This is a genomic window from Variovorax sp. BGA-UO-ETr-C22 (genome assembly GCF_059567965.1).
Map to the genome: position 1 here is coordinate 1 of NZ_JCAQPA010000010.1, position 24,579 is coordinate 24,579.

Annotated in this window: 21 protein-coding genes and 2 tRNA genes; 19 read left to right on the forward strand and 4 right to left on the reverse strand. The window is 66.0% G+C overall.

Translation table 11 applies throughout. The annotated features are described in order from the left end of the window. The 16 genes from AC57B8_RS13475 to AC57B8_RS13550 all read left to right on the forward strand — a co-directional run. Positions 1 to 308, forward strand: a 308-nt coding sequence (locus AC57B8_RS13475; RefSeq protein WP_496479866.1) for an EF-Tu C-terminal domain-related protein, incomplete at its 5' end; no start/stop codon positions are given. Between the two features lie 21 nt (positions 309 to 329). Next, positions 330 to 405 (forward strand) — tRNA-Trp (locus tag AC57B8_RS13480). 101 nt (positions 406 to 506) lie between these two features. After that, entirely contained in the window at positions 507 to 890 is a 384-nt protein-coding gene (secE, locus tag AC57B8_RS13485) for a preprotein translocase subunit SecE (RefSeq protein WP_062479313.1), read from the forward strand. Beyond that, positions 890 to 1,501 carry a transcription termination/antitermination protein NusG gene (nusG, locus tag AC57B8_RS13490; protein ID WP_062479316.1) on the forward strand — a complete coding sequence of 204 codons (612 nt, stop codon included), beginning with the start codon at positions 890 to 892 and terminating at the stop codon, positions 1,499 to 1,501. The genes secE and nusG overlap by 1 nt, the downstream gene beginning before the upstream one ends. Positions 1,502 to 1,642: 141 nt before the next feature. Further along, positions 1,643 to 2,074, forward strand: a complete 432-nt coding sequence (gene rplK / locus AC57B8_RS13495; RefSeq protein WP_056584627.1) for a 50S ribosomal protein L11 — start codon at positions 1,643 to 1,645, stop codon at positions 2,072 to 2,074. Beyond that, entirely contained in the window at positions 2,075 to 2,773 is a 699-nt protein-coding gene (gene rplA, locus AC57B8_RS13500; RefSeq protein ID WP_062479319.1) for a 50S ribosomal protein L1, read from the forward strand. A 246-nt stretch (positions 2,774 to 3,019) separates the two neighbouring features. Then, complete coding sequence (rplJ, locus tag AC57B8_RS13505) at positions 3,020 to 3,559, forward strand: 50S ribosomal protein L10 (protein ID WP_056584633.1); 540 nt, start codon at positions 3,020 to 3,022, stop codon at positions 3,557 to 3,559. A gap of 46 nt (positions 3,560 to 3,605) precedes the next feature. Further along, positions 3,606 to 3,980 carry a 50S ribosomal protein L7/L12 gene (gene rplL / locus AC57B8_RS13510; RefSeq protein WP_070063901.1) on the forward strand — a complete coding sequence of 125 codons (375 nt, stop codon included), beginning with the start codon at positions 3,606 to 3,608 and terminating at the stop codon, positions 3,978 to 3,980. 301 nt (positions 3,981 to 4,281) lie between these two features. Continuing rightward, positions 4,282 to 8,406 carry a DNA-directed RNA polymerase subunit beta gene (gene rpoB, locus AC57B8_RS13515; RefSeq protein ID WP_139701541.1) on the forward strand — a complete coding sequence of 1,375 codons (4,125 nt, stop codon included), beginning with the start codon at positions 4,282 to 4,284 and terminating at the stop codon, positions 8,404 to 8,406. Between the two features lie 21 nt (positions 8,407 to 8,427). Next, positions 8,428 to 12,663, forward strand: coding sequence for a DNA-directed RNA polymerase subunit beta' (rpoC, locus tag AC57B8_RS13520; protein ID WP_062479330.1), 4,236 nt, complete (start codon positions 8,428 to 8,430; stop codon positions 12,661 to 12,663). A 115-nt stretch (positions 12,664 to 12,778) separates the two neighbouring features. Further along, the gene (locus AC57B8_RS13525) at positions 12,779 to 13,378 is read left to right on the forward strand and encodes a LemA family protein (RefSeq protein WP_159278660.1); all 600 of its coding nucleotides are present in this window, start codon (positions 12,779 to 12,781) and stop codon (positions 13,376 to 13,378) included. A 93-nt stretch (positions 13,379 to 13,471) separates the two neighbouring features. After that, positions 13,472 to 14,860 (forward strand): 16S rRNA (cytosine(967)-C(5))-methyltransferase RsmB, encoded by a 1,389-nt coding sequence (rsmB, locus tag AC57B8_RS13530; protein ID WP_495264793.1) that lies wholly within the window; start codon positions 13,472 to 13,474, stop codon positions 14,858 to 14,860. 52 nt (positions 14,861 to 14,912) lie between these two features. Further along, positions 14,913 to 15,482, forward strand: a complete 570-nt coding sequence (locus AC57B8_RS13535) for a DUF4390 domain-containing protein (protein WP_175497139.1) — start codon at positions 14,913 to 14,915, stop codon at positions 15,480 to 15,482. Further along, on the forward strand, positions 15,479 to 17,809 hold the full coding sequence (locus AC57B8_RS13540; RefSeq protein ID WP_496479867.1) for a sensor histidine kinase: 2,331 nt from the start codon (positions 15,479 to 15,481) through the stop codon (positions 17,807 to 17,809). Before AC57B8_RS13535 ends, AC57B8_RS13540 begins: the two co-directional genes overlap by 4 nt. A 77-nt stretch (positions 17,810 to 17,886) precedes the next feature. Continuing rightward, positions 17,887 to 18,588 (forward strand): response regulator, encoded by a 702-nt coding sequence (locus AC57B8_RS13545; RefSeq protein ID WP_062480363.1) that lies wholly within the window; start codon positions 17,887 to 17,889, stop codon positions 18,586 to 18,588. An 18-nt stretch (positions 18,589 to 18,606) separates the two neighbouring features. Then, a tRNA-Phe gene (locus AC57B8_RS13550) sits at positions 18,607 to 18,682 on the forward strand. Between the two features lie 77 nt (positions 18,683 to 18,759). Here AC57B8_RS13550 and AC57B8_RS13555 read toward each other — a convergent pair. Continuing rightward, positions 18,760 to 19,188, reverse strand: a complete 429-nt coding sequence (locus tag AC57B8_RS13555; RefSeq protein ID WP_095743449.1) for a low affinity iron permease family protein — start codon at positions 19,186 to 19,188, stop codon at positions 18,760 to 18,762. A 266-nt stretch (positions 19,189 to 19,454) separates the two neighbouring features. Here AC57B8_RS13555 and AC57B8_RS13560 point away from each other — a divergent pair, with 266 nt between their 5' ends. Further along, a complete protein-coding gene (locus AC57B8_RS13560; protein WP_095949439.1) occupies positions 19,455 to 19,946 on the forward strand; it encodes a ferritin-like domain-containing protein in 492 nt (163 codons plus the stop codon). Between the two features lie 30 nt (positions 19,947 to 19,976). Next, positions 19,977 to 20,303, forward strand: coding sequence for a hypothetical protein (locus AC57B8_RS13565; RefSeq protein ID WP_496479868.1), 327 nt, complete (start codon positions 19,977 to 19,979; stop codon positions 20,301 to 20,303). Here the strand turns inward: AC57B8_RS13565 and AC57B8_RS13570 are convergent, their stop codons facing one another. Then, on the reverse strand, positions 20,304 to 20,732 hold the full coding sequence (locus tag AC57B8_RS13570; protein ID WP_496479869.1) for a DUF1810 domain-containing protein: 429 nt from the start codon (positions 20,730 to 20,732) through the stop codon (positions 20,304 to 20,306). 4 nt (positions 20,733 to 20,736) lie between these two features. After that, a complete protein-coding gene (locus AC57B8_RS13575) occupies positions 20,737 to 22,995 on the reverse strand; it encodes a hypothetical protein (RefSeq protein WP_496479870.1) in 2,259 nt (752 codons plus the stop codon). Positions 22,996 to 23,143: 148 nt separating this feature from the next. Here AC57B8_RS13575 and AC57B8_RS13580 point away from each other — a divergent pair, with 148 nt between their 5' ends. After that, positions 23,144 to 23,506, forward strand: a complete 363-nt coding sequence (locus AC57B8_RS13580; protein ID WP_496479871.1) for a hypothetical protein — start codon at positions 23,144 to 23,146, stop codon at positions 23,504 to 23,506. A gap of 130 nt (positions 23,507 to 23,636) precedes the next feature. On the opposite strand, the gene AC57B8_RS13585 is transcribed toward AC57B8_RS13580, so the two are convergent. Continuing rightward, positions 23,637 to 24,392, reverse strand: coding sequence for a winged helix-turn-helix domain-containing protein (locus tag AC57B8_RS13585; protein WP_095949443.1), 756 nt, complete (start codon positions 24,390 to 24,392; stop codon positions 23,637 to 23,639). Positions 24,393 to 24,579 lie beyond the last annotated feature (187 nt).

Below are 24,579 nucleotides of genomic sequence, written 5' to 3' on the forward strand. Positions count from 1 at the left end.
GCAAGCCCGGCTCGATCAAGCCGCACGTGCACTTCACCGCCGAGGTGTATGTCCTGTCCAAGGACGAAGGCGGCCGTCACACGCCGTTCTTCAACAACTACCGTCCGCAGTTCTACTTCCGTACGACGGACGTGACCGGCGCGATCGAGCTGCCCGCGGACAAGGAAATGGTCATGCCCGGCGACAACGTCAGCATCACCGTGAAGCTGATCAACCCGATCGCGATGGAAGAAGGCCTGCGCTTCGCCATCCGTGAAGGCGGCCGTACCGTGGGTTCGGGCGTCGTGGCCAAGATCCTCGACATCTAAGTCGAGCGTAAAGAGTACCGGAGGGGTATAGCTCAATTGGCAGAGCGTCGGTCTCCAAAACCGAAGGTTGTAGGTTCGATTCCTACTGCCCCTGCCACCTAGGTGGCACCCCGACAAGCCCATCGCGATCCGATGGGCTTCGGCGTCTCAAGAGACGCATTGAATTGAAGGCCGCGAGGCCACAGGAAATCAGCCGACATGGCCACTTCTCAAATCGAAACCGTGAGCACGGGTGCCGACAAAGCCAAGCTGGCTGCGGCGGTGGTGCTGGCAGTGGGCGCGATCGTCGCGTTCTACCTGCTGTCGCGCCAAGGCTCGCTGGTGCAATGGGCTGCGCTGCTGGTCGGCCTGGCTGCGGCCGTGGGCGCCTTCGGCAGCTCCGAGAATGGCCGTCAGCTGTGGGCTTTCGGTCGTGACTCGTGGCGCGAGGTCAAGAAGGTCGTGTGGCCGACCCGCAAGGAATCGATGCAGATGACGGCCTATGTGTTCGCCTTCGTGGCGATCATGTCCGTCTTCCTCTGGCTCACCGACAAGACGCTCGAATGGGTGTTCTTTGACCTCATTCTGGGCTGGAGAAAATAATGACCGACGACGCAGTTGAAACCACCCAGAGCACGCCGGAAGAGGAGCAGAACCCTCTCCTGACCCCCGCTGCCAACCCTGATCTGCGTTGGTACGTGGTGCATGCCTACTCGGGCATGGAAAAGGCTGTCGAGCGCAACATCACCGAGCGCATCACCCGCGCCGGCATGCAGGACAAGTTCGGCCGCATCCTGGTTCCGACCGAAGAAGTGGTCGAGATCAAGAACGGCCAGAAGCGCACCACCGAGCGCCGCTTCTTCCCGGGCTACGTGTTGGTCGAAATGATCATGGACGACGAGAGCTGGCACCTGGTGAAGCACACCAACAAGGTGACGGGTTTCGTGGGCGGCGCCAAGAACCGTCCGGCCCCGATCTCGCAGAAAGAGGTCGAGGACATCGTCAATCAGATGCAGCAGGGCACCGAGAAGCCGCGCCACAAGGTCGAGTTCACCGTGGGTGAGTTCGTGCGCGTCAAGGAAGGCCCGTTCACCGACTTCAATGGCACGGTGGAAGACGTCAACTACGAGAAGAGCAAGGTCAGCGTGTCGGTCATGATTTTCGGCCGCGCCACCCCTGTGGAGCTCGAATTCGGTCAGGTCGAGAAGACCTGATCCCATGGCCTGCCTTCGGGTGGGCCTGCCAGTTTCCGGCTGCGCGTTGTCCGACTCGGCGCGCGGTCTTGATCGAAGAGTCGTTTAACCCCGGGGAGCCGCGGCGAGAGCCAAGGCGATATCACCCGCAAGGAGCAAAGCATGGCGAAAAAAATCGTCGGCTTCATCAAGCTGCAAGTGCCAGCTGGTAAGGCCAACCCGTCCCCGCCGATCGGTCCCGCACTGGGTCAGCGCGGTCTGAACATCATGGAGTTCTGCAAGGCGTTCAACGCGCAAACCCAAGGCGTCGAGCCGGGTCTGCCGCTGCCGGTGGTCATCACCGCGTTCGCTGACAAGAGCTTCACCTTCATCATCAAGACGCCTCCGGCGATCACCTTGATCAAGAAGGCCATCAAGCTGGACAAGGGCTCGGCCCGCCCGCACACCGACAAGGTCGGCAAGATCACGCGCGCTCAGCTCGAAGAAATCGCCAAGGCCAAGATGAAGGACCTGACTGCCGCCGACCTCGACGCAGCAGTTCGCACCATCGCCGGCTCGGCCCGCTCGATGGGCGTGAATGTGGAGGGCGTGTAAATGTCCAAGATCACCAAGAAGCAAAAGTCGCTGCAAGGCAAGGTCGACAGCAACAAGCTGTACCCCCTGGCTGACGCCATCGTCATCGTCAAGGATGCCGCCACCGCCAAGTTCGACGAATCGATCGACGTGGCCGTGCAGCTGGGCATCGACGCGAAGAAGTCGGACCAGGTGGTTCGCGGTGCTGTCGTGCTGCCGAACGGCACCGGCAAGACCAAGCGCGTCGCCGTGTTCGCCCAAGGCGCCAAGGCTGAAGAAGCCAAGGCCGCCGGCGCCGACATCGTCGGCATGGACGACCTGGCTGCGATGGTCAAGGCTGGCGACATGCCTTTCGACGTCGTGATCGCTGCCCCCGATGCCATGCGCGTCGTCGGTACGCTCGGCCAGATCCTCGGCCCGCGTGGCCTGATGCCCAACCCCAAGGTTGGCACCGTGACGCCTGACGTCGCCACCGCTGTCAAGAACGCCAAGGCTGGCCAGGTCCAGTTCCGCGTCGACAAGGCCGGCATCATCCACGGCACGATCGGCCGTCGCTCGTTCGACAACGACAAGCTGCAAGGCAACCTCGCTGCGCTGATCGACGCTCTGGTCAAGGCCAAGCCGGCGACCAGCAAGGGCGTGTACCTGCGCAAGGTGGCTGTGTCGTCGACGATGGGTCTGGGTGTCCGCGTGGACACGCAAACCATCTCGGCAAGCTAAAGAGATTGGCCCGATCCCGCAAGGAGAGGGCGAATGTGGTGGGTCGTGGCAGCTTCGGTTGCCGCGAGCCATCCAAGACCGCTGGTGTGCAGGGCGCTGCACTTAATGGCCGGATCGATCCTTCCGGTATCCAGCGCAGATGGCGACCCCACTGCAAGGAATTTGATTTTTGTTCCGAAACAGTTGGTCGCTGCATGAAGCGCGATCCGAGGCCCCGGCCGAAGGTCGCATTAAAAGGAGTAGACCTTGAGTCTGAATCGCAGTGAGAAAGAAGCGGTCATCAGTGATGTGACCAGCCTCGCCGCAAAAGCTCAAACGCTCGTGATGGCGGAATACCGTGGCATCACGGTGGCCGATATGACCAAACTGCGCAGCGAAGCGCGCAGCAACGGTGTGACCCTGAGTGTTCTGAAGAACACGCTGGCTCGCCGTGCTGTCGCTGGCAGCCCGTTTGAGATCGTCGGCGACCAGATGACCGGTCCGCTGATCTATGGCTTCTCCGAAGACGCTGTGGCTGCCGCAAAGGTGGTGGCCAATTTCGCGAAGACCAACGACAAGTTGGTGATTCGCGGTGGCGCATTCGGTGGCAAGGCCCTGGACGTCGAAGGCGTGAAGCAACTGGCCAACATCCCTTCCAAGGAAGTGCTGCTGGCGCAACTGCTGGGCTTGATGCAATCCCCGATCTCTCGTACCGCCCGCGTGCTCGCGGCGCTGGCCGAGAAGCGTGGTGGTGGCGAAGCTGCACCCGTCGCCGATGCACCGGCAGAAGAAGCGCAGGCCGCCTGAGCGCGCCTCGTTTTTGAATATTCAACCCAATTGTTAGGAAACAAAAATGGCATTCGATAAAGACGCATTTCTGACCGCGCTCGACGCAATGACGGTCCTGGAACTCAACGACCTGGTGAAGGCCATCGAAGAGAAGTTTGGCGTGAGCGCCGCAGCTATGTCGGCACCCGCTGCCGGCGGTGGCGCTGCTGCTGCAGTCGCTGAAGAGCAAACCGAATTCAACGTCATGCTGATGGATGCTGGCGCGAACAAGGTGTCGGCGATCAAGGCCGTGCGCGAAATCACCGGCCTGGGCCTCAAGGAAGCCAAGGACCTGGTGGAGGCCGCTCCCAAGGCTGTCAAGGAAGGCCTGTCGAAGGCGGACGCTGAAGCCGCCAAGAAGAAGCTGGAAGATGCCGGCGCCAAGGTGGAACTGAAGTAATTCAGACCCCCTAGAGGGCTGGAGGTGCCTGAAAAGGCCCTCCAGCCTTTGCCGCTTTCAGAGCGCACCCAAAAGCCGGCTTGGCGCCGGTTCTTTCAGAGGCCGAAAGGTCGATGGAATAGCAAAAGCCAAGACGATTTTTGAGTGTCTTCTGAACCCGACTGCAGAAGACCCCTTGGTTCGGGCGATGTGCAATGCATCGCCGTCCGCCAACGGCTGGTAGTGGCCAGCCGCCAAGCAGTGGTGCCGTTCGCCCGGCACTGCTGACAAGTCGCTGAAGATCTCAAGCACCGGAGCTCTCATGGCCCAATCGTCCGCGTACAGTTACACCGAACGCAAGCGCATCCGAAAAAGTTTCGGTAACCGCGACAGCGTCGTCGAAATCCCCTACCTGCTGCAGATGCAGAAAGACGCGTACACCGCGTTCCTGCAAGCCGGCATCGCCCCCAAGCACCGCACCGTCGAAGGCCTGCAGGCCGCGTTCGACGCTGCCTTCCCGATCGTCTCGCACAACGGTTTTGTCGAGATGAAGTTCCTCGAGTACAACCTGGCGAAGCCGGCGTTCGACGTGCGTGAGTGCCAGACCCGTGGTCTGACCTTTGCCTCGGCCGTGCGCGCCAAGGTGCAGCTCATCATCTATGACCGCGAGTCGTCGACCTCGCAGTCGAAGGTGGTCAAGGAAGTGAAGGAACAAGAGGTCTACATGGGCGAAGTGCCGCTCATGACCGACAAGGGTTCGTTCATCATCAACGGCACCGAGCGCGTGATCGTCTCGCAGCTGCACCGTTCGCCCGGCGTGTTCTTCGAACACGACAAGGGCAAGACGCACAGCTCGGGCAAGCTGCTGTTCTCGGCCCGCGTGATTCCTTACCGCGGCTCGTGGCTCGACTTCGAGTTCGACCCGAAGGACATGCTGTACTTCCGCGTGGACCGTCGCCGCAAGATGCCGGTCACGATCCTGCTGAAGGCCATCGGCCTGAACCCGGAATCGATCCTCGCGAACTTCTTCGTGAACGACAACTTCCGCCTGATGGACAGCGGCGCGCAGATGGAGTTCGTCTCCGAGCGCCTGCGCGGCGAAGTCGCGCGCTTCGACATCACCGACAAGTCGGGCAAGGTCGTGGTCGCCAAGGACAAGCGCGTCACGGCGCGTCACACGCGTGAACTCGAGCAGGGCGGCACCACGCACATCAGCGTGCCGGAAGACTTCCTGGTCGGCCGCGTCATCGCCCGCAACATCGTGGACGCCGACTCCGGCGAAATCCTGGCCAAGGCCAACGACGAACTGACCGAAGCGCTGCTCAAGAAGCTGCGCACGGCCGGCGTGCAGGACATCCAGGTCATCTACACGAATGAACTGGACCAGGGCGCATACATCTCGCAAACGCTGCGCATCGACGAAACCGTCGACGAATTCGCAGCGCGCGTGGCCATCTACCGCATGATGCGCCCCGGCGAGCCGCCGACGGAAGACGCGGTGCAGGCCTTGTTCCAGCGCCTGTTCTACAACCCGGACACGTACGACCTGTCGCGCGTGGGCCGCATGAAGTTCAACGCCAAGGTCGGCCGCGACGAATCGACCGGCCCGATGGTGCTGACCAACGAAGACATCCTGGCCGTGGTCAAGATCCTCGTTGACCTGCGCAACGGCAACGGCGAAGTCGACGACATCGACCACCTGGGCAACCGCCGCGTGCGTTGCGTCGGCGAACTGGCCGAAAACCAGTACCGCACCGGCCTGGCACGTATCGAGAAGGCCGTGAAGGAACGTCTGGGTCAGGCCGAGCAAGAGCCGCTGATGCCGCACGACCTGATCAACAGCAAGCCGATCTCGGCTGCGCTGAAGGAATTCTTCGGTGCGTCGCAGCTGTCGCAGTTCATGGACCAGACGAACCCGCTGTCCGAAATCACCCACAAGCGCCGCGTGTCGGCCCTTGGCCCGGGTGGTCTGACGCGTGAACGTGCAGGCTTCGAAGTGCGCGACGTGCACGTGACCCACTACGGTCGCGTGTGCCCGATCGAAACGCCTGAAGGCCCGAACATCGGTCTGATCAACTCGCTGGCCCTGTACGCCCGCCTGAATGAATACGGCTTCATCGAGACGCCGTACCGCCGCGTGGTCGACAGCAAGGTCACGATGGACATCGACTACCTGTCGGCCATCGAAGAAGGCAAGTACGTCATCGCCCAGGCCAACGCGGTCCTGGACAAGGACGGCAAGCTGACCGGCGACCTGGTCTCGGCGCGTGAAGCCGGCGAATCGATCCTGGTGGGTGCCGAGCGCATCCAGTACATGGACGTGTCGCCCGCGCAGATCGTGTCGGTGGCCGCCTCGCTCGTGCCGTTCCTGGAGCACGACGACGCGAACCGCGCGTTGATGGGCGCCAACATGCAGCGTCAGGCCGTGCCTGTGCTGCGCCCCGAAAAGCCGATGGTCGGTACCGGTATCGAGCGCGTTTCTGCGGTCGACTCGGGCACCGTGGTCACGGCCACCCGTGGCGGTATCGTCGATTACGTCGATGCGACCCGTGTCGTGGTGCGCGTGAACGACGCCGAAGCGGCAGCCGGTGAAGTCGGTGTGGACATCTACAACCTGATCAAGTATCAGCGTTCGAACCAGAACACCAACATCCACCAGCGCCCCATCGTCAAGCGCGGCGACAAGATCGCCAAGGGCGACGTGGTGGCCGACGGCGCATCGACCGACCTCGGCGAACTGGCCCTGGGCCAGAACATGCTGATCGCGTTCATGCCCTGGAACGGCTACAACTTCGAAGACTCGATCCTGATCTCGGAACGCGTCGTCGCCGAAGACCGCTACACCTCGATCCACATCGAGGAACTGGTGGTGATGGCTCGCGACACGAAGCTGGGCGCCGAAGAAATCACGCGCGACATCCCGAACCTGGCCGAGCAGCAGCTCAACCGCCTCGACGAATCCGGCATCATCTATGTCGGCGCCGAAGTGCAGCCGGGCGACACGCTGGTGGGCAAGGTCACGCCGAAGGGCGAGACCACGCTGACGCCGGAAGAGAAGCTGCTTCGCGCCATCTTCGGCGAGAAGGCTTCCGACGTGAAGGACACCTCGCTGCGCGTGGACCAGGGCTCGCAAGGCACCGTGATCGACGTGCAGGTGTTCACCCGCGAAGGCATCCAGCGCGACAAGCGCGCCCAGCAGATCATCGACGATGAACTCAAGCGCTTCCGCCTCGACCTGAACGACCAGCTGCGCATCGTCGAAGCCGACGCGTTCGACCGTATCGAGAAGCTCTTGACCGGCAAGGTCGCCAACGGCGGCCCGAACAAGCTGGCCAAGGGCACCAAGCTCGACAAGGCCTACCTGTCGTCGGTCGAGAAGTTCCACTGGTTCGACATCCGCCCGGCGGAAGACGACGTGGCTTCGCAGCTCGAGTCGATCAAGAACTCGCTCGAGCAGACGCGCCACAGCTTCGACCTCGCATTCGAAGAAAAGCGCAAGAAGCTCACGCAGGGCGACGAGCTGCCCGCGGGCGTGCTCAAGATGGTCAAGGTCTACCTGGCCGTCAAGCGCCGCCTGCAACCCGGCGACAAGATGGCCGGCCGTCACGGCAACAAGGGTGTGGTGTCCAAGATCGTTCCGGTCGAAGACATGCCCCACATGGCCGACGGCACGCCGTGCGACATCTGCCTGAACCCGCTGGGCGTGCCTTCGCGGATGAACGTGGGCCAGGTGCTCGAAGTGCATCTGGGCTGGGCCGGCAAGGGCATCGGCCAGCGCATCGGTGACCTGCTGCAGCAAGAGGCCAAGGTGGCCGAGCTGCGCAAGTTCATGGAGCAGCTGTACAACGGCTCGGGCCGCAAGGAAGAGCTCGACCAGCTGAGCGACACCGAGCTGCTTGCCATGGCGGCCAACCTGCAAAGCGGCGCGACCTTCGCGACGCCGGTGTTCGACGGCGCCTCGGAAGAAGAAATCCGCGGCATGCTGAAGCTCGCCTACCCGGACGACATCGCCAAGCTCAAGGGCCTGACCGACACGCGCACGCAGGCCTACCTGTACGACGGCCGCACCGGCGACCAGTTCGAGCGTCCCGTCACCGTCGGCTACATGCACTTCTTGAAGCTGCACCACCTGGTGGACGACAAGATGCACGCCCGTTCGACCGGCCCGTACTCGCTCGTCACGCAGCAACCGCTGGGCGGCAAGGCGCAGTTCGGCGGCCAGCGTTTCGGTGAAATGGAAGTGTGGGCGCTGGAAGCTTACGGCGCCGCCTACGTCCTGCAGGAAATGCTGACCGTGAAGTCCGACGACGTGCAAGGCCGTACCAAGGTGTACGAAAGCATCGTCAAGGGCGAGCACTCGATCGAAGCCGGCATGCCGGAATCGTTCAACGTGCTGGTCAAGGAAATTCGTTCGCTGGGTCTCGACATCGAGCTCGAGCGTTCCTAAGTTGAAAAGGGAAAGAGTCTTATGAAATCGCTACTCGACCTGTTCAAGCAATTCACGCCCGATGAGCATTTCGATGCCATCAAGATCGGCATGGCTTCGCCCGAGAAGATCCGTTCGTGGTCTTTCGGCGAGGTGAAGAAGCCTGAGACGATCAACTACCGCACGTTCAAGCCCGAGCGCGACGGTCTGTTCTGCGCCAAGATCTTCGGCCCCATCAAGGACTACGAGTGCCTGTGCGGCAAGTACAAGCGCCTGAAGCACCGCGGCGTGATCTGCGAGAAGTGCGGCGTTGAAGTCACGCAGACCAAGGTGCGTCGCGAGCGCATGGGTCACATCGACCTGGCCGCGCCCTGCGCCCACATCTGGTTCCTGAAGTCGCTGCCGTCGCGTCTGGGCCTCGTGCTCGACATGACGCTGCGCGACATCGAACGCGTGCTGTACTTCGAAGCGTACGTGATCACCGACCCCGGCATGACCCCGCTGAAGAAGTTCGGCATCATGTCCGAGGACGACTACGACGCCAAGCGCAAGGAATACGGTGACGAGTTCATCGCCAAGATGGGCGCCGAAGGCATCAAGGACCTGCTCGAAGGCATCGAGCTCGACAGCGAGATCGAACGCCTGCGCGGCGACCTGACCGGCTCCGAAGTCAAGGTCAAGAAGAACTCCAAGCGCCTGAAGGTGCTCGAGGCCTTCCGCAAGTCGGGCATCAAGCCCCAGTGGATGGTGCTCGAAGTGCTGCCCGTGCTGCCGCCGGACCTGCGTCCGCTGGTGCCGCTGGACGGTGGCCGCTTCGCGACCTCCGACCTGAACGACCTGTACCGCCGCGTCATCAACCGCAACTCGCGTCTGCGCCGCCTGCTGGAGCTGAAGGCTCCGGAAATCATCGCGCGCAACGAAAAGCGGATGCTGCAAGAGGCTGTCGACTCGCTGCTGGACAACGGCCGCCGTGGCAAGGCCATGACGGGCGCCAACAAGCGCGCGCTGAAGTCGCTGGCCGACATGATCAAGGGCAAGAGCGGTCGTTTCCGCCAGAACTTGCTGGGCAAGCGCGTGGACTACTCGGGCCGTTCGGTCATCGTGGTGGGCCCGACGCTCAAGCTGCACCAGTGCGGCCTGCCCAAGCTGATGGCGCTCGAGCTGTTCAAGCCCTTCATCTTCTCGCGCCTCGAAGCCATGGGCATCGCGACGACGATCAAGGCTGCCAAGAAGGAAGTCGAATCGGGCACGCCGGTGGTCTGGGACATCCTGGAAGAAGTGATCAAGGAACACCCGGTCATGCTGAACCGTGCGCCTACGCTGCACCGTTTGGGCATCCAGGCGTTCGAGCCGATCCTGATCGAAGGCAAGGCCATCCAGCTGCACCCGCTCGTTTGCGCGGCCTTCAACGCCGACTTCGACGGCGACCAGATGGCTGTCCACGTGCCGCTGTCGGTGGAAGCGCAGATGGAAGCCCGCACGCTGATGCTGGCCTCCAACAACGTGCTGTTCCCGGCCTCGGGCGAACCGTCGATCGTTCCTTCGCAGGACGTGGTGCTGGGTCTGTACTACACGACCCGCGACCGCATCAACGGCAAGGGCGAGGGCCTGATCTTCTCCGACATCGGTGAAGTGCAGCGCGCGCTGGACGCCAACGAAGTCGAACTCACCGCCAAGGTCGCGGTGCGTATCACGGAGTACACCAAGGACAAGGAAACCGGCGTCTTCACGCCGTCGACCTCGCTCGTGGACACCACCGTGGGCCGTGCCCTGCTGTCCGAGATCCTGCCCAAGGGCTTGCCGTTCTCGAACATCAACAAGGCGCTGAAGAAGAAGGAAATCTCCAAGCTCATCAACGTCTCGTTCCGCAAGTGCGGCCTGAAAGAGACCGTCGTGTTCGCCGACAAGCTGCTGCAAAACGGCTTCCGCCTGGCGACCAAGGCCGGCATCTCGATCGCGATCGACGACATGCTGGTGCCCGCTGAGAAGCACGGCATCATCGAGCGCTCGGCCAAGGAAGTGAAGGAGATCGAACAGCAGTACGTCTCCGGTCTCGTGACCTCCGGCGAGCGCTACAACAAGGTGGTGGACATCTGGGGCAAGGCGGGCGACGAAGTGTCGAAGGTCATGATGGCCAAGCTGTCCAAGCAGAAGGTCATCGACCGCCACGGCAAGGAAGTCGAGCAGGAGTCCTTCAACTCCATCTACATGATGGCCGACTCCGGCGCCCGCGGTTCCGCAGCGCAGATTCGCCAGGTGGCCGGTATGCGGGGCCTGATGGCCAAGCCGGACGGCTCGATCATCGAGACGCCCATTACCGCGAACTTCCGCGAAGGCCTGAACGTGTTGGAGTACTTCATCTCCACCCACGGTGCCCGTAAGGGTCTGGCCGACACGGCGCTGAAGACGGCGAACTCGGGTTACCTCACCCGTCGTCTGGTCGACGTGACGCAAGACTTGGTCGTGACCGAGCAGGACTGCGGCACGCACGGCGGTTACCTGATGCGCGCCATCGTCGAAGGCGGTGAAGTGATCGAGTCGCTGCGCGACCGAATCCTGGGCCGCTCGGCGGCGGACGACGTGCTGCACCCGGAAAACCGTTCGGTGCTGCTCAAGGCCGGCGAGATGTTCGACGAAGACAACATCGAAGCACTGGAAGCCCAGGGCGTCGACGAAGTCAAGGTCCGCACCGCGCTGACCTGCGAAACGCGTTTCGGCATCTGCGCGACCTGCTACGGCCGCGACCTGGGCCGCGGCGGCCTGATCAACATCGGCGAAGCCGTCGGTGTGATCGCTGCCCAGTCCATCGGCGAACCCGGCACGCAGCTGACGATGCGTACCTTCCACATCGGTGGTGCCGCTTCGCGCGCTGCCATCGCCTCGAGCGTGGAAGCCAAGTCGAACGGCTCGATCGGCTTCAACGCCACGATGCGCTACGTGACCAACAGCAAGGGCGAGCTGGTCGTGATTTCGCGTTCGGGCGAGATCGTCATCCATGACGAGCACGGCCGTGAGCGCGAGCGTCACAAGGTGCCGTACGGCGCCACGCTGACGGTCAAGGCCGACCAGCAGATCAAGGCCGGCCACGTGCTCGCCAACTGGGACCCGCTGACCCGCCCGATCATTACCGAGTTCGCCGGCAAGGCGCAGTTCGAGAACGTCGAGGAAGGCCTGACGGTCGCCAAGCAGGTGGACGAAGTGACCGGTCTGTCGACCCTGGTCGTGATCGACCCGAAGCGCCGCGGCGCTGCCAAGGTCGTGCGTCCGCAGGTCAAGCTGATCGACGCCCAAGGCCTGGAAGTGAAGATCCCCGGCACCGACCACTCGGTGACGATCGGCTTCCCGATCGGCGCCCTGGTGCAGATCCGCGACGGCCAGGACGTGGGCCCCGGCGAAGTGCTGGCACGCATCCCGGTCGAAGGTCAGAAGACCCGAGACATCACCGGCGGTCTGCCGCGCGTGGCCGAGCTGTTCGAAGCCCGTTCGCCGAAGGACAAGGGCATGCTGGCCGAAATGACCGGTACCGTGTCGTTCGGTAAAGAGACCAAGGGCAAGATCCGCCTGCAGATCACCGATCCCGAAGGCGGCGTCTACGAAGACCTCGTGCCGAAGGAAAAGAACATCCTGGTGCACGAAGGCCAGGTGGTGAACAAGGGCGAAAGCGTGGTCGACGGTCCGGCGGACCCGCAGGACATCCTGCGCCTGCTGGGTTCGGAAGAACTCGCGCGCTACATCGTGGACGAAGTGCAGGACGTGTACCGTTTGCAGGGTGTGAAGATCAACGACAAGCACATCGAGGTGATCGTTCGCCAGATGCTGCGTCGCGTCGTGGTCGACAACATCGGCGACACGAGCTACATCTCCGGCGAACAGGTCGAACGCAGCGAAATGCTCAACACCAACGACGCCCTGCGCGCCGAAGGCAAGATCCCCGCGACGTTCACCAACCTGCTGCTGGGTATCACGAAGGCGTCGCTGTCGACCGACTCGTTCATCTCGGCTGCTTCGTTCCAGGAAACGACGCGCGTGCTGACCGAAGCCGCGATCATGGGCAAGCGCGACGAGCTGCGCGGTCTGAAGGAAAACGTCATCGTCGGTCGCCTGATTCCCGCAGGCACCGGCATGGCGTACCACCAGGCCCGCAAGGTCAAGGACGCCATGGACGAGGCCGAGCGCCGCGCCATCGCCGAGTCGGAAGCCGCCGAACTGGCCGGCTCCGGCGACAGCGATGCAGCGACCAGCACGGTCGACGCCAACGAAGGCGCCGCGACCGAATAACTGGTTAGCATCACCGGCATGACCGGTTGCCCACGCCCTCCGACCGCTCCGGTCGGGGGGCGTTTTTCTTTGTGTTCGCAGGGTTCCGACCGATGACCAAGAGGTTCTGTTTCCGATGAGCGTCCTGCCCGATTCGCTGGCCGGCTGGCTCGTTGTCGCGCTGCTGCTGTTCTGGTTCGTGGGCGCCTACAACCGGCTGGTGCGTCTGCGCGCGGCCGTGCTCCAGGCCTACGCGGTGCTCGACGTGGCACTGCGCAAGCAGCTGGATTTCGTCCAGGCCAGCATCACCGCCGCGCCCCGGCCCGAGTCGCCGCCCGAAGGCGCGCCCACCGTGGCGCCGCTGCAGGCCGCCACGACGCAGCTCGCGACCCTGCTCGGTGCGACGCGGGTGCGCCCGCTCGACCCGGGCAGCATGGCGGCGCTGGCCACTGCGCTGCAGGTGCTCATTGCGGCATGGCGACGCCAGTACCCGGGCGCGGTCACCGTGTTCGACGCGGACGGCACGCTGTCGCGGCCTGCGCCGCTGATGCCCGGCCTGGGCGGCGCGTCCGATCCGGCCGCGCCCATTGCCTGGCCCGAGCCCTCGGCGGCGGCGGAAATCGCACGCGGCCAGTTCAACCTGGCCGTGGCGCAGTACAACGCGGGCATCGCCCAGTTCCCGGCGCTGCTGGTGGCCTGGATCGTGCGACTGCGGCCCGCGGCCCCGCTGCTTTGACCTGACCCGACCCGGCGACAGGCGATAACGCCTTCGTTTCCATTCCCACCGCGCGGCGTGCTGTCTTTCTCGCCCGTTACCATCGGCCCCAACTTGCCAGCAGATCTTTCCTCCGACCCCTCTTCGGGCAGCGCCTCCTCGGCGCCGCAACAACCGCCGCTCTGGCGCCAACTGCAACTGACCGCAGGGGCGCTGGCGTCGATTCGCGCCGGCACCTCGGGCACCGTTGCGTTCGAGGCCGTCGAGCCCGCGCTGCGCCCCGGCGTGCAGGCGCTCGGCTTCCAGGTGCTGCGCTGGCTCGGCCGCGCCGAGGCGCTGCGCCGCCACCTGGCCAAGCGCACGCCGCCGCCGCTGCCCGACGCCTTGCTGTGCACCGCGCTCGCGCTGGCCTGGCACAGCGACCACGCCCCCTACGAACCCTTCACGCTGGTCGACCAGGCCGTGGAAGCCGCCAAGCGCAACCCGGCGACCCGGGCGCAGGCCAGCTTCATCAACGCCTGCCTGCGCCGCTTCCTGCGTGAGCGCGACGAGCTCGTGGCTGCCACCGACACCGAACCGGTCGCGCAATGGAACCACCCGCGCTGGTGGATCGAACGCCTCAAGCGCGACCACCCGCGCGACTGGCAGCGCGTGCTGTCGGCCGACAACGCCCAGGCGCCGATGACCTTGCGCGTCAACGCGCTGCAATCGACGCCGGCCGCCTACCTGCTGGAACTGGAAGCGGTGGGCCTCGCGGCCACGCGCGTCGGCGCCGACGGCCTGCAACTGGCCCGGGCCCGCCCGGTGCAGCAGCTGCCCGGTTTCGCCGACGGCGCCTGCTCGGTGCAGGACGCCGCCGCCCAACTCGCGGCCCCCTTGCTGCTCGATGGCCTGCTGCCGGCCACGCCCGGCGCCGCGCCGCTGCGTGTGCTGGACGCCTGCGCCGCCCCCGGGGGCAAGACCGCGCACCTGATCGAACGGGCTGGCCCCGGCGCCGTCGAGGTGACTGCGCTGGAGGTCGACGCCGTGCGCAGCCGCCGCATCGACGAGACGCTCGCGCGCCTCGGCCTGAAGGCCAAGGTGGTGGTGGCCGATGCCGGCCGCACCGCCGACTGGTGGGACGGCGCCCTGTTCGACGCCATCCTGCTGGACGCGCCGTGCACCGCTTCGGGCATCGTGCGGCGCCATCCCGACGTGCGCTGGCTGCGCCGCGAGAGCGACACGGCCCAGCTGGCGACCCAGCAGGCGATGCTGCTGGCCGCGCTGTGGCCGCTCGTGCGGCCCGGCGGCCGGCTGCTTTATTGCACCTGTTCCGTGTTCCGCGAAGAAGGCTCGCAACAAATTGATGCGTTTCTTGTACGCAACACCGACGCCCGTTTGCTGCCGTCCCCGGGACACTTGCTGCCTCAAAGTGGGGCGAATGCCCGTGGCGTCCCGGACAATCCCTCTGGTGACCACGACGGCTTCTTCTACGCCCTGCTTGAAAAACCCGCGCCGCACTGACGGCCGCCGGTCGATCCTGCTGGCCGGCCTGTGGCTGGCCTGGGCCCTGTGGATGGCCCTGTTCCCGGCCGCCGCCACCGCCCAGGGCAGGCCCGGCGGCGCCACCATCACCCAGATGCGCCTGGAGCAGGCCGACGATGGCGTCTACCTGAGCGCGGCCGTGCAGTTCGAACTGCCCACGCTGGTGGAAGACGTGCTCGACAAGGGCATCGCCATCTATTTCGTGGCCGAGGCCGAGGTCTTCCAGGAGCGCTGGTACTGGACCGACCGCAAGGTCGCCCAGGTGGCGCGCCACATGCGGCTGGCCTACCAGCCCCTCACGCGCCGCTGGCGGCTGAATGTGTCGCCGGTGCCGATCACCGGCGCCGCCGGCTTCGGCATCTCGCTGAACCAGAACTTCGACAGCCTCGGCGACGCGCTCGAGGCCATCAAGCGCATCGGCCGGCTGCGGCTGGGCGACGCCGCCGAGATCGGCGACGAGCCGCTGCACCAGGTCACCTTCCGTTTCCGGCTCGACACCTCGCAGCTGCCGCGTCCTTTCCAGATCGGCATGGTCGGGCAGGCCGAGTGGAACATCGCCGCCGAGCGCACCGCCCGGCTGCCGTTGGAGAAGCAGCGGTGAGCAGCAAGCCGCGCAGCGGCGCCGCGGCCACGCCTGCCGCCCGCCGCTCGCGCGCGCTGCGCTGGGCCGTGGGCGTCGGCGCCGCGATGGTCACGGCCATCGGCCTGGTGCTGATGTTCCTGCTCGCGCAGGCCACCAACAACCGCGCGCTGTACGAGCGCTACTACGTGCGCCTGTTCGGCATCAACGTGGTGGTGGCCGTGCTGCTGGTGCTGGTGATCGGCTGGGTCGCGTTCCGGCTGCTGCGGCGGCTGCGGCAGGGCAAGTTCGGCAGCCGGCTACTGATCAAGCTCGCGGCCATCTTCGCGCTCGTGGGGGTGGTGCCGGGGGCGCTGGTCTACGTGGTGTCCTACCAGTTCGTCGCGCGCTCGATCGAGAGCTGGTTCGACGTCAAGGTCGAGGGTGCGCTCGATGCCGGCCTGAACCTGGGCCGGGCCACGCTCGATTCGCTGTCCGACGACCTCGCCGCCAAGACCCGCACCGCCAGCGCCCAGCTGTCGCAGGTGCCCGACGTGAGCGCGGGGCTGCTGCTGGAGCGCATCCGCGACCAGCTCGAAGCCAGCGACGTGATCCTCTGGACCGGTTCGGGCCAGCTCGTGGCCAGTGCGGGCGCGTCGCGCTTCCAGCTCAACCCCGAGCGGCCGACGGCGCAGCAGTTCCGCCAGGTGCGGCCCGACCGCGCCGTCGCGCATGTCGAGGGCCTGGAAGAAACCGCCTTGCCCAGCGCCACGCCGTCGAGTGCCAGCGTGCGCGCGCTGGCCATGGTGCAGCGCCCGGGCTTCGACTTCGACACCGCGCCGCGCTACTTGCAGGTCACGCGGCCGCTGCCGCCGGCCGTGGTCGCCAACGCGCTGGCCGTGCAGGAAGCCAACCGCGAATACCAGGAGCGCGCGCTGGCGCGCGAGGGGCTGCGGCGCATGTACATCGGCACGCTCACGCTGAGCCTGTTCCTCGCCGTGTTCGGCGCCGTGCTGCTGGCCGTGCTGTTCGGCAATCAGCTCGCACGGCCGCTGCTCGTGCTGGCCGACGGCGTGCGCCAGGTGGCCGCCGGCGATCTGCGGCCCACCGCCGTGCTGCAGGGCAAGGACGAGCTGGGCGGCCTCACGCGCTCGTTCGCCGTCATGACCCAGCAGCTGGCCGACGCGCGCGGCGCCGTGGAGAAGACCATGGACCAGCTCGACGCCGCCCGCGGCAACCTGCAGACCATTCTCGACAACCTGACCTCGGGCGTGATCGTGCTCGACGCCAAGGGCACCGTGCTGTCCACCAACCCGGGCGCCACCCGCGTGCTGCGCGCGCCGCTCGCCGCCTATGAAGGCAAGGCGCTGGTCGATGTGCCGGGGCTGGCCGATTTCGGCGCCAAGGTGCAGCAGCAGTTCGACGAGTTCCTGGTCGAGCGCATGCAGCACGGCCTTGATCACTGGCAGCACGCCTTCGAACTGCACGCCACCGGCAACGACCTGCCGCAGCAGGACGACGCCATCAACATCGTCGCGCGCGGCGCCGAGCTGCCGGGCGATGCGCGGCTGCTGGTGTTCGACGACATCTCCGAAATCGTCTCGGCCCAGCGCGCGCAGGCCTGGGGCGAGGTGGCGCGCCGCCTCGCGCACGAGATCAAGAACCCGCTCACGCCGATCCAGTTGTCGGCCGAGCGGCTCGAGATGAAGCTCTCGGGCAAGGTCGAGCCACCCGAGCAGGCCATCCTGGTGAAGTCGGTCAAGACCATCGTCGACCAGGTCGATGCGATGAAGCGGCTGGTGAACGAATTCCGCGATTACGCCCGGCTGCCCGCGGCCGACCTCAAGCCGGTCGACCTCAATGCGCTGCTGGCCGATGTGCTGCAGCTGTATCACGCCGAGAACCTGCCGATCACGCTGCGCTCGGAGCTCGACGAGCGCTGCCCGCCCGTGCGCGGCGATGAACAGCAGATCCGCCAGGTCGTGCACAACCTGCTGCAGAACGCACAGGACGCTGCCGAGGCCGCCGCCAGCGGCACGGGCCGGGTGGGCGAGGTCGTCATCCGCACCCGGCTGGGCGATTCGGGCCAGCGCGTGCGCCTCACCGTGCAGGACAGTGGACCCGGCTTTGCCGAAAATATTCTCAAGCGCGCCTTCGAGCCCTACGTCACCACGAAAACAAAAGGTACCGGTTTGGGCCTGGCCGTCGTCAAGAAGATCGCCGACGAACACGGCGCGCGCATCGAGCTTTCCAACCGTGTCGTCGACGGGGCTGTGGCGGGGGCGCAAGTCTCGCTATCATTCGCGCTGGCAGGCGAACCGCGGGCAGCGGTCGCTCACACCGAAGATTCGAAATCTTCGTCCGCCTGAGTACCGGCGAATCCAGCGCATAGGGGCTGGATCGGGAGCGGATCAATACACACCAGCGCATACAACAAGCAGCACTCATGGCAAACATTCTCGTGGTCGATGACGAGCTGGGCATCAGGGACCTGCTCTTCGAAATTCTCAATGACGAAGGCCACAACGTGGAGCTCGCGGAAAACGCCGCCGAAGCCCGCGCGGCCCGACAACGCGCCCGGCCCGATCTCGTGCTGCTCGACATCTGGATGCCGGACACCGACGGCGTCACCTTGCTCAAGGAGTGGTCCACCGCGGGCCTGCTGAGCATGCCGGTCATCATGATGAGCGGCCACGCCACCATCGACACCGCGGTCGATGCCACGCGCATCGGCGCCTTCGCGTTCCTCGAAAAACCCATCACGCTGCAGAAGCTGCTCAAGGCGGTGGAGCAGGGGCTGGCGCGCGAGAGCGCCCGCCGCACCGCCGCCGGCGTGGTGCCGCCGCCCACGGGCGCCCACCAGGCGGCCGCCATCACGACCACGGGCGACAGCCTGCTGATGGCGTCGCTCGCGGCCGTGCCGGTGGCCGACGCGGGTCCTCAGTCGACCCAGAGCTTCGACCTGGACCGCCCGCTGCGCGACGCACGCGACGGTTTCGAGAAGGCCTACTTCGAGTTCCACCTCGCGATGGAGAACGGGTCGATGACCCGCGTGGCCGAGAAAACCGGGCTCGAACGCACCCACCTGTACAGAAAACTCAAACAATTGGGTGTGGACCTTTCCCGAGGCCGTAGAAGCGCTGTATAATTTGAGGCTGCACACAATGGCCCGGTAGCTCAGTTGGTAGAGCAGCGGATTGAAAATCCGCGTGTCGGTGGTTCGATTCCGCCCCAGGCCACCAAATTCAGTCAAAAAGCCCGACCTTCCGAGGTTGGGCTTTTTGCATTCTGGCGCCGTGTTTGGGGAATCACGTTCCCGCTACCCGGCCCGATCCCCGTTGATGTCGTCATGCCCGCGGCGCCTGCGTTCGGCCCGCGTCTTCGCCAGCGTGGCCTGGCTCTGCTTGGCCGCCGCCTCGCAGCGCGCGTGCAGCGCGATCAGCTCCTTGTCCGTGAGCCGCTCGATGCCGATGAAGTCGTCCTCCGCGTCGGAGGTGCGGATCAGTTCGTCGAGCTTGGTCTGCAGGGCGACGCTGTCGCGGTTCTGCGTGTTCTGGATCAGGAACACCATGAGGAAGGTGACGATGGTGGTGCCCGTGTTGATCACCAGCTGCCACGTTTCCGAAAAGCCGAAGAACGGCCCCGCGACTGCCCAGGCCACGACGACGACCACGCAGACCAGGAAGGCCGCCGGGCTGCCCGTCCAGCGTGCGACGGTGTTGGCGAAGGAATCAAAGAGTCGCTCCATGCGCGTGTCCTCCAGTCGGGGCGATGCTGCCGCGGTGGTGCGCGCGAGCGCGTCAGCCGAGGCCCGCCTCGCATGGCATCGCAATTCCCCTGAGGCTGTCGGCGCATAGCGGCGCGCGGCCGTGGCCTCGGACACGGCTTACACGCGTCGTCGGGTCGAGACGACAGGGCGCTTCCCGCACCGTGTCGACCATGAAGGCTCATTGCAGTCTTTCTTTCTCAACCCGGCCCTCGCTTTGGCGACCGGCCTTCAAGGAGCAACCACCCATGGCCAACGATACCCAGGCAACCACCGCGGACGCGGTGTCCAACGATCAGGTGATCGACGTTCTGAACGACCTGCTGGAGAACACGCGCGACGGCGAGTACGGCTTTCGCGCCTGCGCGAAGGAAGTCGACTCGGCGCAACTGAAGCCGGTGTTCGAAAGCCGCGCTTCGCAATGCGCCAGCGCGGCATCCGAACTCGTCGCGCTCATCCGCCAGCTCGGCGGCAAACCCGACGATGGCGGCACGGTCAGCGGTGCGGTGCATCGCGGCTGGGTGCATGTGAAGGGCGCGGTCGGCGCGAACAGCGCGCTGTCGATGCTCGAGGAATGCGAGCGCGGCGAAGATGCGGCACTCGCGCGCTACCGCAAGGCCCTCAAGGCCGACCTGCCGGCCGAGGTGCGCATGCTGGTGCAACGCCAGGCCGACGGTGCGCAAGCCAACCACGACCAGATCAAGGGGCTGCGCGATCAATTCCGCAGCGCCAAGGGCTGACCGGCCGGCACCCTCGGGATGCCTTCCACCATGACCGGTGACAGCCACGCGCTAGTCATGCCCAGTGCGCCGTCCGCGACGGAAGTTGCGGACGGCGTCGGCGAGCGCCTTCTCACTTTCAGCTACCTCGGCTGGTGGTTTTCGTGCGCCGCGCAGCGGGTGGACGATCAGACCTTCAGGCCGGTGGTCTTCTGCCGCGCCTATGGGGGCGGCAACGTCGAAGGCGCGGAGCAGCGCCTGCCGCCCGACACGGACAACGTCGCGTACGGCAGCGAGGCCGAGGCGCTGCGCCACGCCGAGCAGCAAGCCATTCGCTGGGCGCATGACCGCACGGGAGACGGCCAGGGGCGGTTCTGATCACGCAGCTCGGACGAGTGCGATCGTCGCGTCGTCCCGCGCGCCGTTGAAGTACTGCACCAGCACATCGCCGAACACGGGGGCTTCAGGCGCCACGATTTCGAACAGCGTCATGCAGGAGCGCAGCTTGAGATCGTCCGGCGAGCCGAAGACCTGATGCGCATCGGTGCCGGGCAGGGCGCGCACCAGCTCCGCGCAGTGGCGCAGTCGCTCACCGAGCACAGCGTGCTGCCAGTGCGCCGTCGCCTCGGCGGTACCGTCGAGGCCGAAGAACTGCGCTGTCGCACTGCGGCCCAGCGCCTTCAGTTGAGGAAACACGAACCACATCCAGTGCGTGCGCTTGCGTCCAGCCGCGAGTTCCGCGCAGACCTGGGCGTACACGGGCTCTTGTGCCGCCACGAAGCGTTCGAGGTGCCAGTCGATGGTCATGTGTTCACGCGCCCGGTGTGGTTGCAGTCGCCCGATCATGCTGCAACCGCGGCGGCAACCGAGGGTCGAGCCAGTCCATGCGCCAGGCCAGCAGCAGCACCGCGCCGACCACGCAGGTGACGGCCAGCGCACCCGCGAGGCCGTGCCGCTGGCGGTACGGATCGGGTGCGATGCGCTGGGCGCCCGGTGGCACGCGCGCCGTCTGCGACAGCATGCCGCCCAGGCGCACGTTGACCTTCATGCGGCCGTTGATGGCCCATCCGCTCGCATCGAGGATCGGGCCCAGGCTGCGCTGGCGCAGCTTGAGCCACGCGATCAGCATGCTCGGTCCCGAGATCGCGATCACGATGCCGACGAGCGCCACCGGAATCCATTGCCCCAGGTCGACGAACTTGCCGAAGATGCCGACCAGCACGGCACTGATGCTGCCCAGCGCCACGCCGATGGCGGCTACGGTGCCCACGTCGATGCGGCTGGCGGTGGGCAGGATCGGCCCCGGCTTGGCCGGCGTCTTCGTTGACGAGGCCGCTGCGTCGGTCGGTTGGTCGGCGGTGGCGACGCGTCCGGCCAGCGTCTGCAACGCGCTCTGCGAGCCGGCCTCGCTGGCCGCCGCGCGCTTCGCGACCTGCTCCTCGATCAGTCGGACGAACTTCTTGTACGGCGCGAAGAAGGCCTGCGCGACGCTCGTGGGGTTCTCGATCAGCTTGGTGACAGTGGCGTCCCAGTCGCGGCCCTGGCGGTCGTAGAACACGCCGTTGCGCCCGGCGAAAAGGAAGTCGACGTCGCCGGCCGTGAACGCGGCGACGATGCTCATCTTCTCTCCCTGGCGCGTGCAGTCGCAGTACGCGAGGCAGGTCTTGGCCAGGCCGGCCAGCGCGGCGTGGCGCGCGGTGTCCTGCACCTGCACCGTGAGCTCGCAGCTGCGCCCGTCGAGGTAGAGCGTGCCCGCCTGGAAGATCGCGCCCTCACGCCGGTAGAACGCCTTGAACGACACGAAGTTGTGCAGCAGCACGCGCAGGTCGCGCTGCAGCCGCAGCAGCTTCTCGAGGTCGGTCAGCAACCGGTTGTGGTGCTCGGCGGCCTCGTCTTCGGCAATGAGTGCGAGCAACGCGTCGCGTGTCGCGAGCAGGGCGTCGATGCGTTCACGCGGCAGGCCCGCGAGCGCGTTGGCAGGGCGCGCGGCGATCCATGCGTCGCAAGGCGCGAGCCGCTCGTGCAGCGCTTGCCACTGGGCTTCTTCGAGCGTGTCGCGTTCGCCGAGCAGCGGCGCCACCGCATCGCGCGCGAACGCGGCCATGGCCTCGGCCCAGGCGGGATTGAGGCTCGCACCGCTCAGTGGCAATGCGCGATGGGGCGTCACCGGCGCCAGCGGCAACTCGGCCACGGGCTGCACGTTCGCATCGAAGGTGTGTCCCGCGAGCGCGTCGTAGGCCTCGGGCGAGGGGTTGAGCGCCACCACCGCCTGCACGTCGTAGGCGGCCACGCGGCAGCGCGCGAAGAAGTCGTCGACCTTGGCCGCGACCGCGCGCAGGGCCTCGGCCGCGGCCAGCGTGCGTGCGCCCAGCGGGAGCAGCGCCTCTGCGTCGCCCTGCGCATGCCAGTCGCGGACCGCTTGCGCTTCGGCCATGAAGGCCTCGGCACGTGCGCGATCGAGGCCGGGCGTCTGCTCGTGCCGGTCGGGCGTGCTGCCGTGGGTGCGCATCGCTTCCTCGATGGTGGCGCGCAGCGCGTCGTCGGTGCCGGCCGTGGCCGGCGTGACCACACCGTCGCCGTTGAAGCGCATTGCTGCCAGCCATTCGCCGCGGTCGGCAATGTCGGCGAGGGTCAGCGTGTGCGTGTCCTGCTTGCCGAGCAGGTCGAGGATGCGTCGGCCTTCCTTCGCGAGGTCGGCACCCGGCGCACGCGTGTCGTCGAGGTCGTCCAGCGACAGCGTGCCGCCGCCCGCGAGCAGCACGTCGGCGCTGCGCAGCCGTTCGCAGGCCCACTGGCAGGCCGCGATGACTTCGGGCGGTCGCACGCGGCCGTCGCCGTCGGTGTCGATGAGGTCGAGCGTGCGCGCATCGAAGTCGATGCCGCGCGTGGGGCACGCGAGTGCGACCCACAGTTTCTGGTCGAGCTCGGCGATGCGTGCGATGTCCTCGCCGCTGCGGAACACCACCTGGTCCACGCCGCCCGCACGGATGAGCTGCCAGCGGTGCGGTGTCGGGCCTGGCGAGTGGGTGCCGGGAAGGCCGGCGGGAACGGGGGCGGTGGCGGTCGTCAACGGGCTGATGTCCTTGGGGTGGTCGTGCGGGGTCGGGAGTGTTTGAAGAGAGGGCTGCGTGCGTCATGCACGACGCAGCGCCTTCAATTCGTGGGCGTCAGCCTAGATCGCGCGACGGGGCGGTCGTGAGGACAGACGGCGCGCAGCGATGTCGGTCGACGCCGACATCGCGACCGACGACCGCGGCATCCCACCCATGGCCAGCAGGGTCAATGCCAGGGTATTGAGTGGATGCGCCGCGCCGACTTATCCTCCGGTCGCCATGACCGCCACACGCATCGATCTCGATCTGCCCGACGGGTGGAGTTGCTGGCTCGAACTGCAGCAATCCGCCGAAGGCGCCTGTTCGGGCAAGGCGGAACTTCGCGAGGGCAACGAGCCGCGGTGCGTGCTGGTGATTGCGCAGCAGCCGAACTGCGAAGCCGTGATCGAGCGGTTGAAGTTTCGCGCCGACTACTTCGTCGGAGAGTGGCGCATGCGGCAGCGCGAGGGGGGCGCGCCGCGGCCCTGAGCCTTGGGTAGCTTGCGACTTCTGCGCAGACCTCCAACCCGCAAGAAGTTGCACTCCCCAAAAGAAAAGCGACCGTCCGAAGCGGTCGCTTTTTCTCTTGATGCGCGAGGGTGCGTTCGCACCCCGGATCTCACATGCGATACGACGGCGCAGGCGAGGACACAGGCACCAGCTGGTAGCCCTGCCCGTAGACCGCGCGCAGCACGTACCCGTTTTCGCGCTGCAGCGACAGCTTGCGCCGCACGTTCGTGGCGCAGGCGTCGAGCGAGCGCGTGACGGGGCGTTCGGGCGGGAGCTTCCACACCGAACTCATGAGCCAGGAGCGCGTCAGCACGTTGCCGAGGTTGCGGAACAGCTCGAGTGCGAAGGAGAACTGCCGCGGCTGGAGCGCGATCTCGCGGTCGCGGTGCAGCACGGTGTTGTTGCCGTCCACGAAGCGATACTCGCCCCAGGTCCAGCGGTCCGTGGAGGGGGCCTGGCGCGTGGCGGCGCTCGTGTCCTGCTCCGTGTAGAGCGTGTGCATGTGCTGCACCAGCGCCTCGTTCGAGATGCGGCGCAGGTCGAAATTGGTACCGCTGCCCAGCAGGGGCATGTCGTCGAAATAGGAGGGCAGCGCAACCACGTCGGGTTCGCCCTGCGCGGTGATGGGCAGGGCGGGCATGCCCAGCACCCAGCACACGGTGAGCAGGCTCTCGCTGCCCATGGCATCGGGTGCGGCCAGCAGCAGGTCGAAGCGGCTGCCGCGGCTCAAGGTGGACAGCAACTCTCCGATGGTGCTGAACATCACGGGCCGGTGACCCATGGTGCGCAGGCGCTCCTGGAGCAAGGTGCTGCGCGAGCTGCTGTTGTCCAGCAGGGCCAGGGACAGTTTTCCCTCGAGGGTCATGGGATGGGTCGATTCCAAAAGACGGCGGTAACTCACAGCGGAATCAGCCAGCGACCTTGAACCTGCTTGCAAGGCGCCGAAGCTGCCTCCGCGGTGCGCGAAGAATCTTGATTCTGGTCAGGGGGTGTGCTTTTCTTGATCCGATCCTGCCGCTGGGTGATCCTTCCTTGCCCGCTTCTTGGTACGG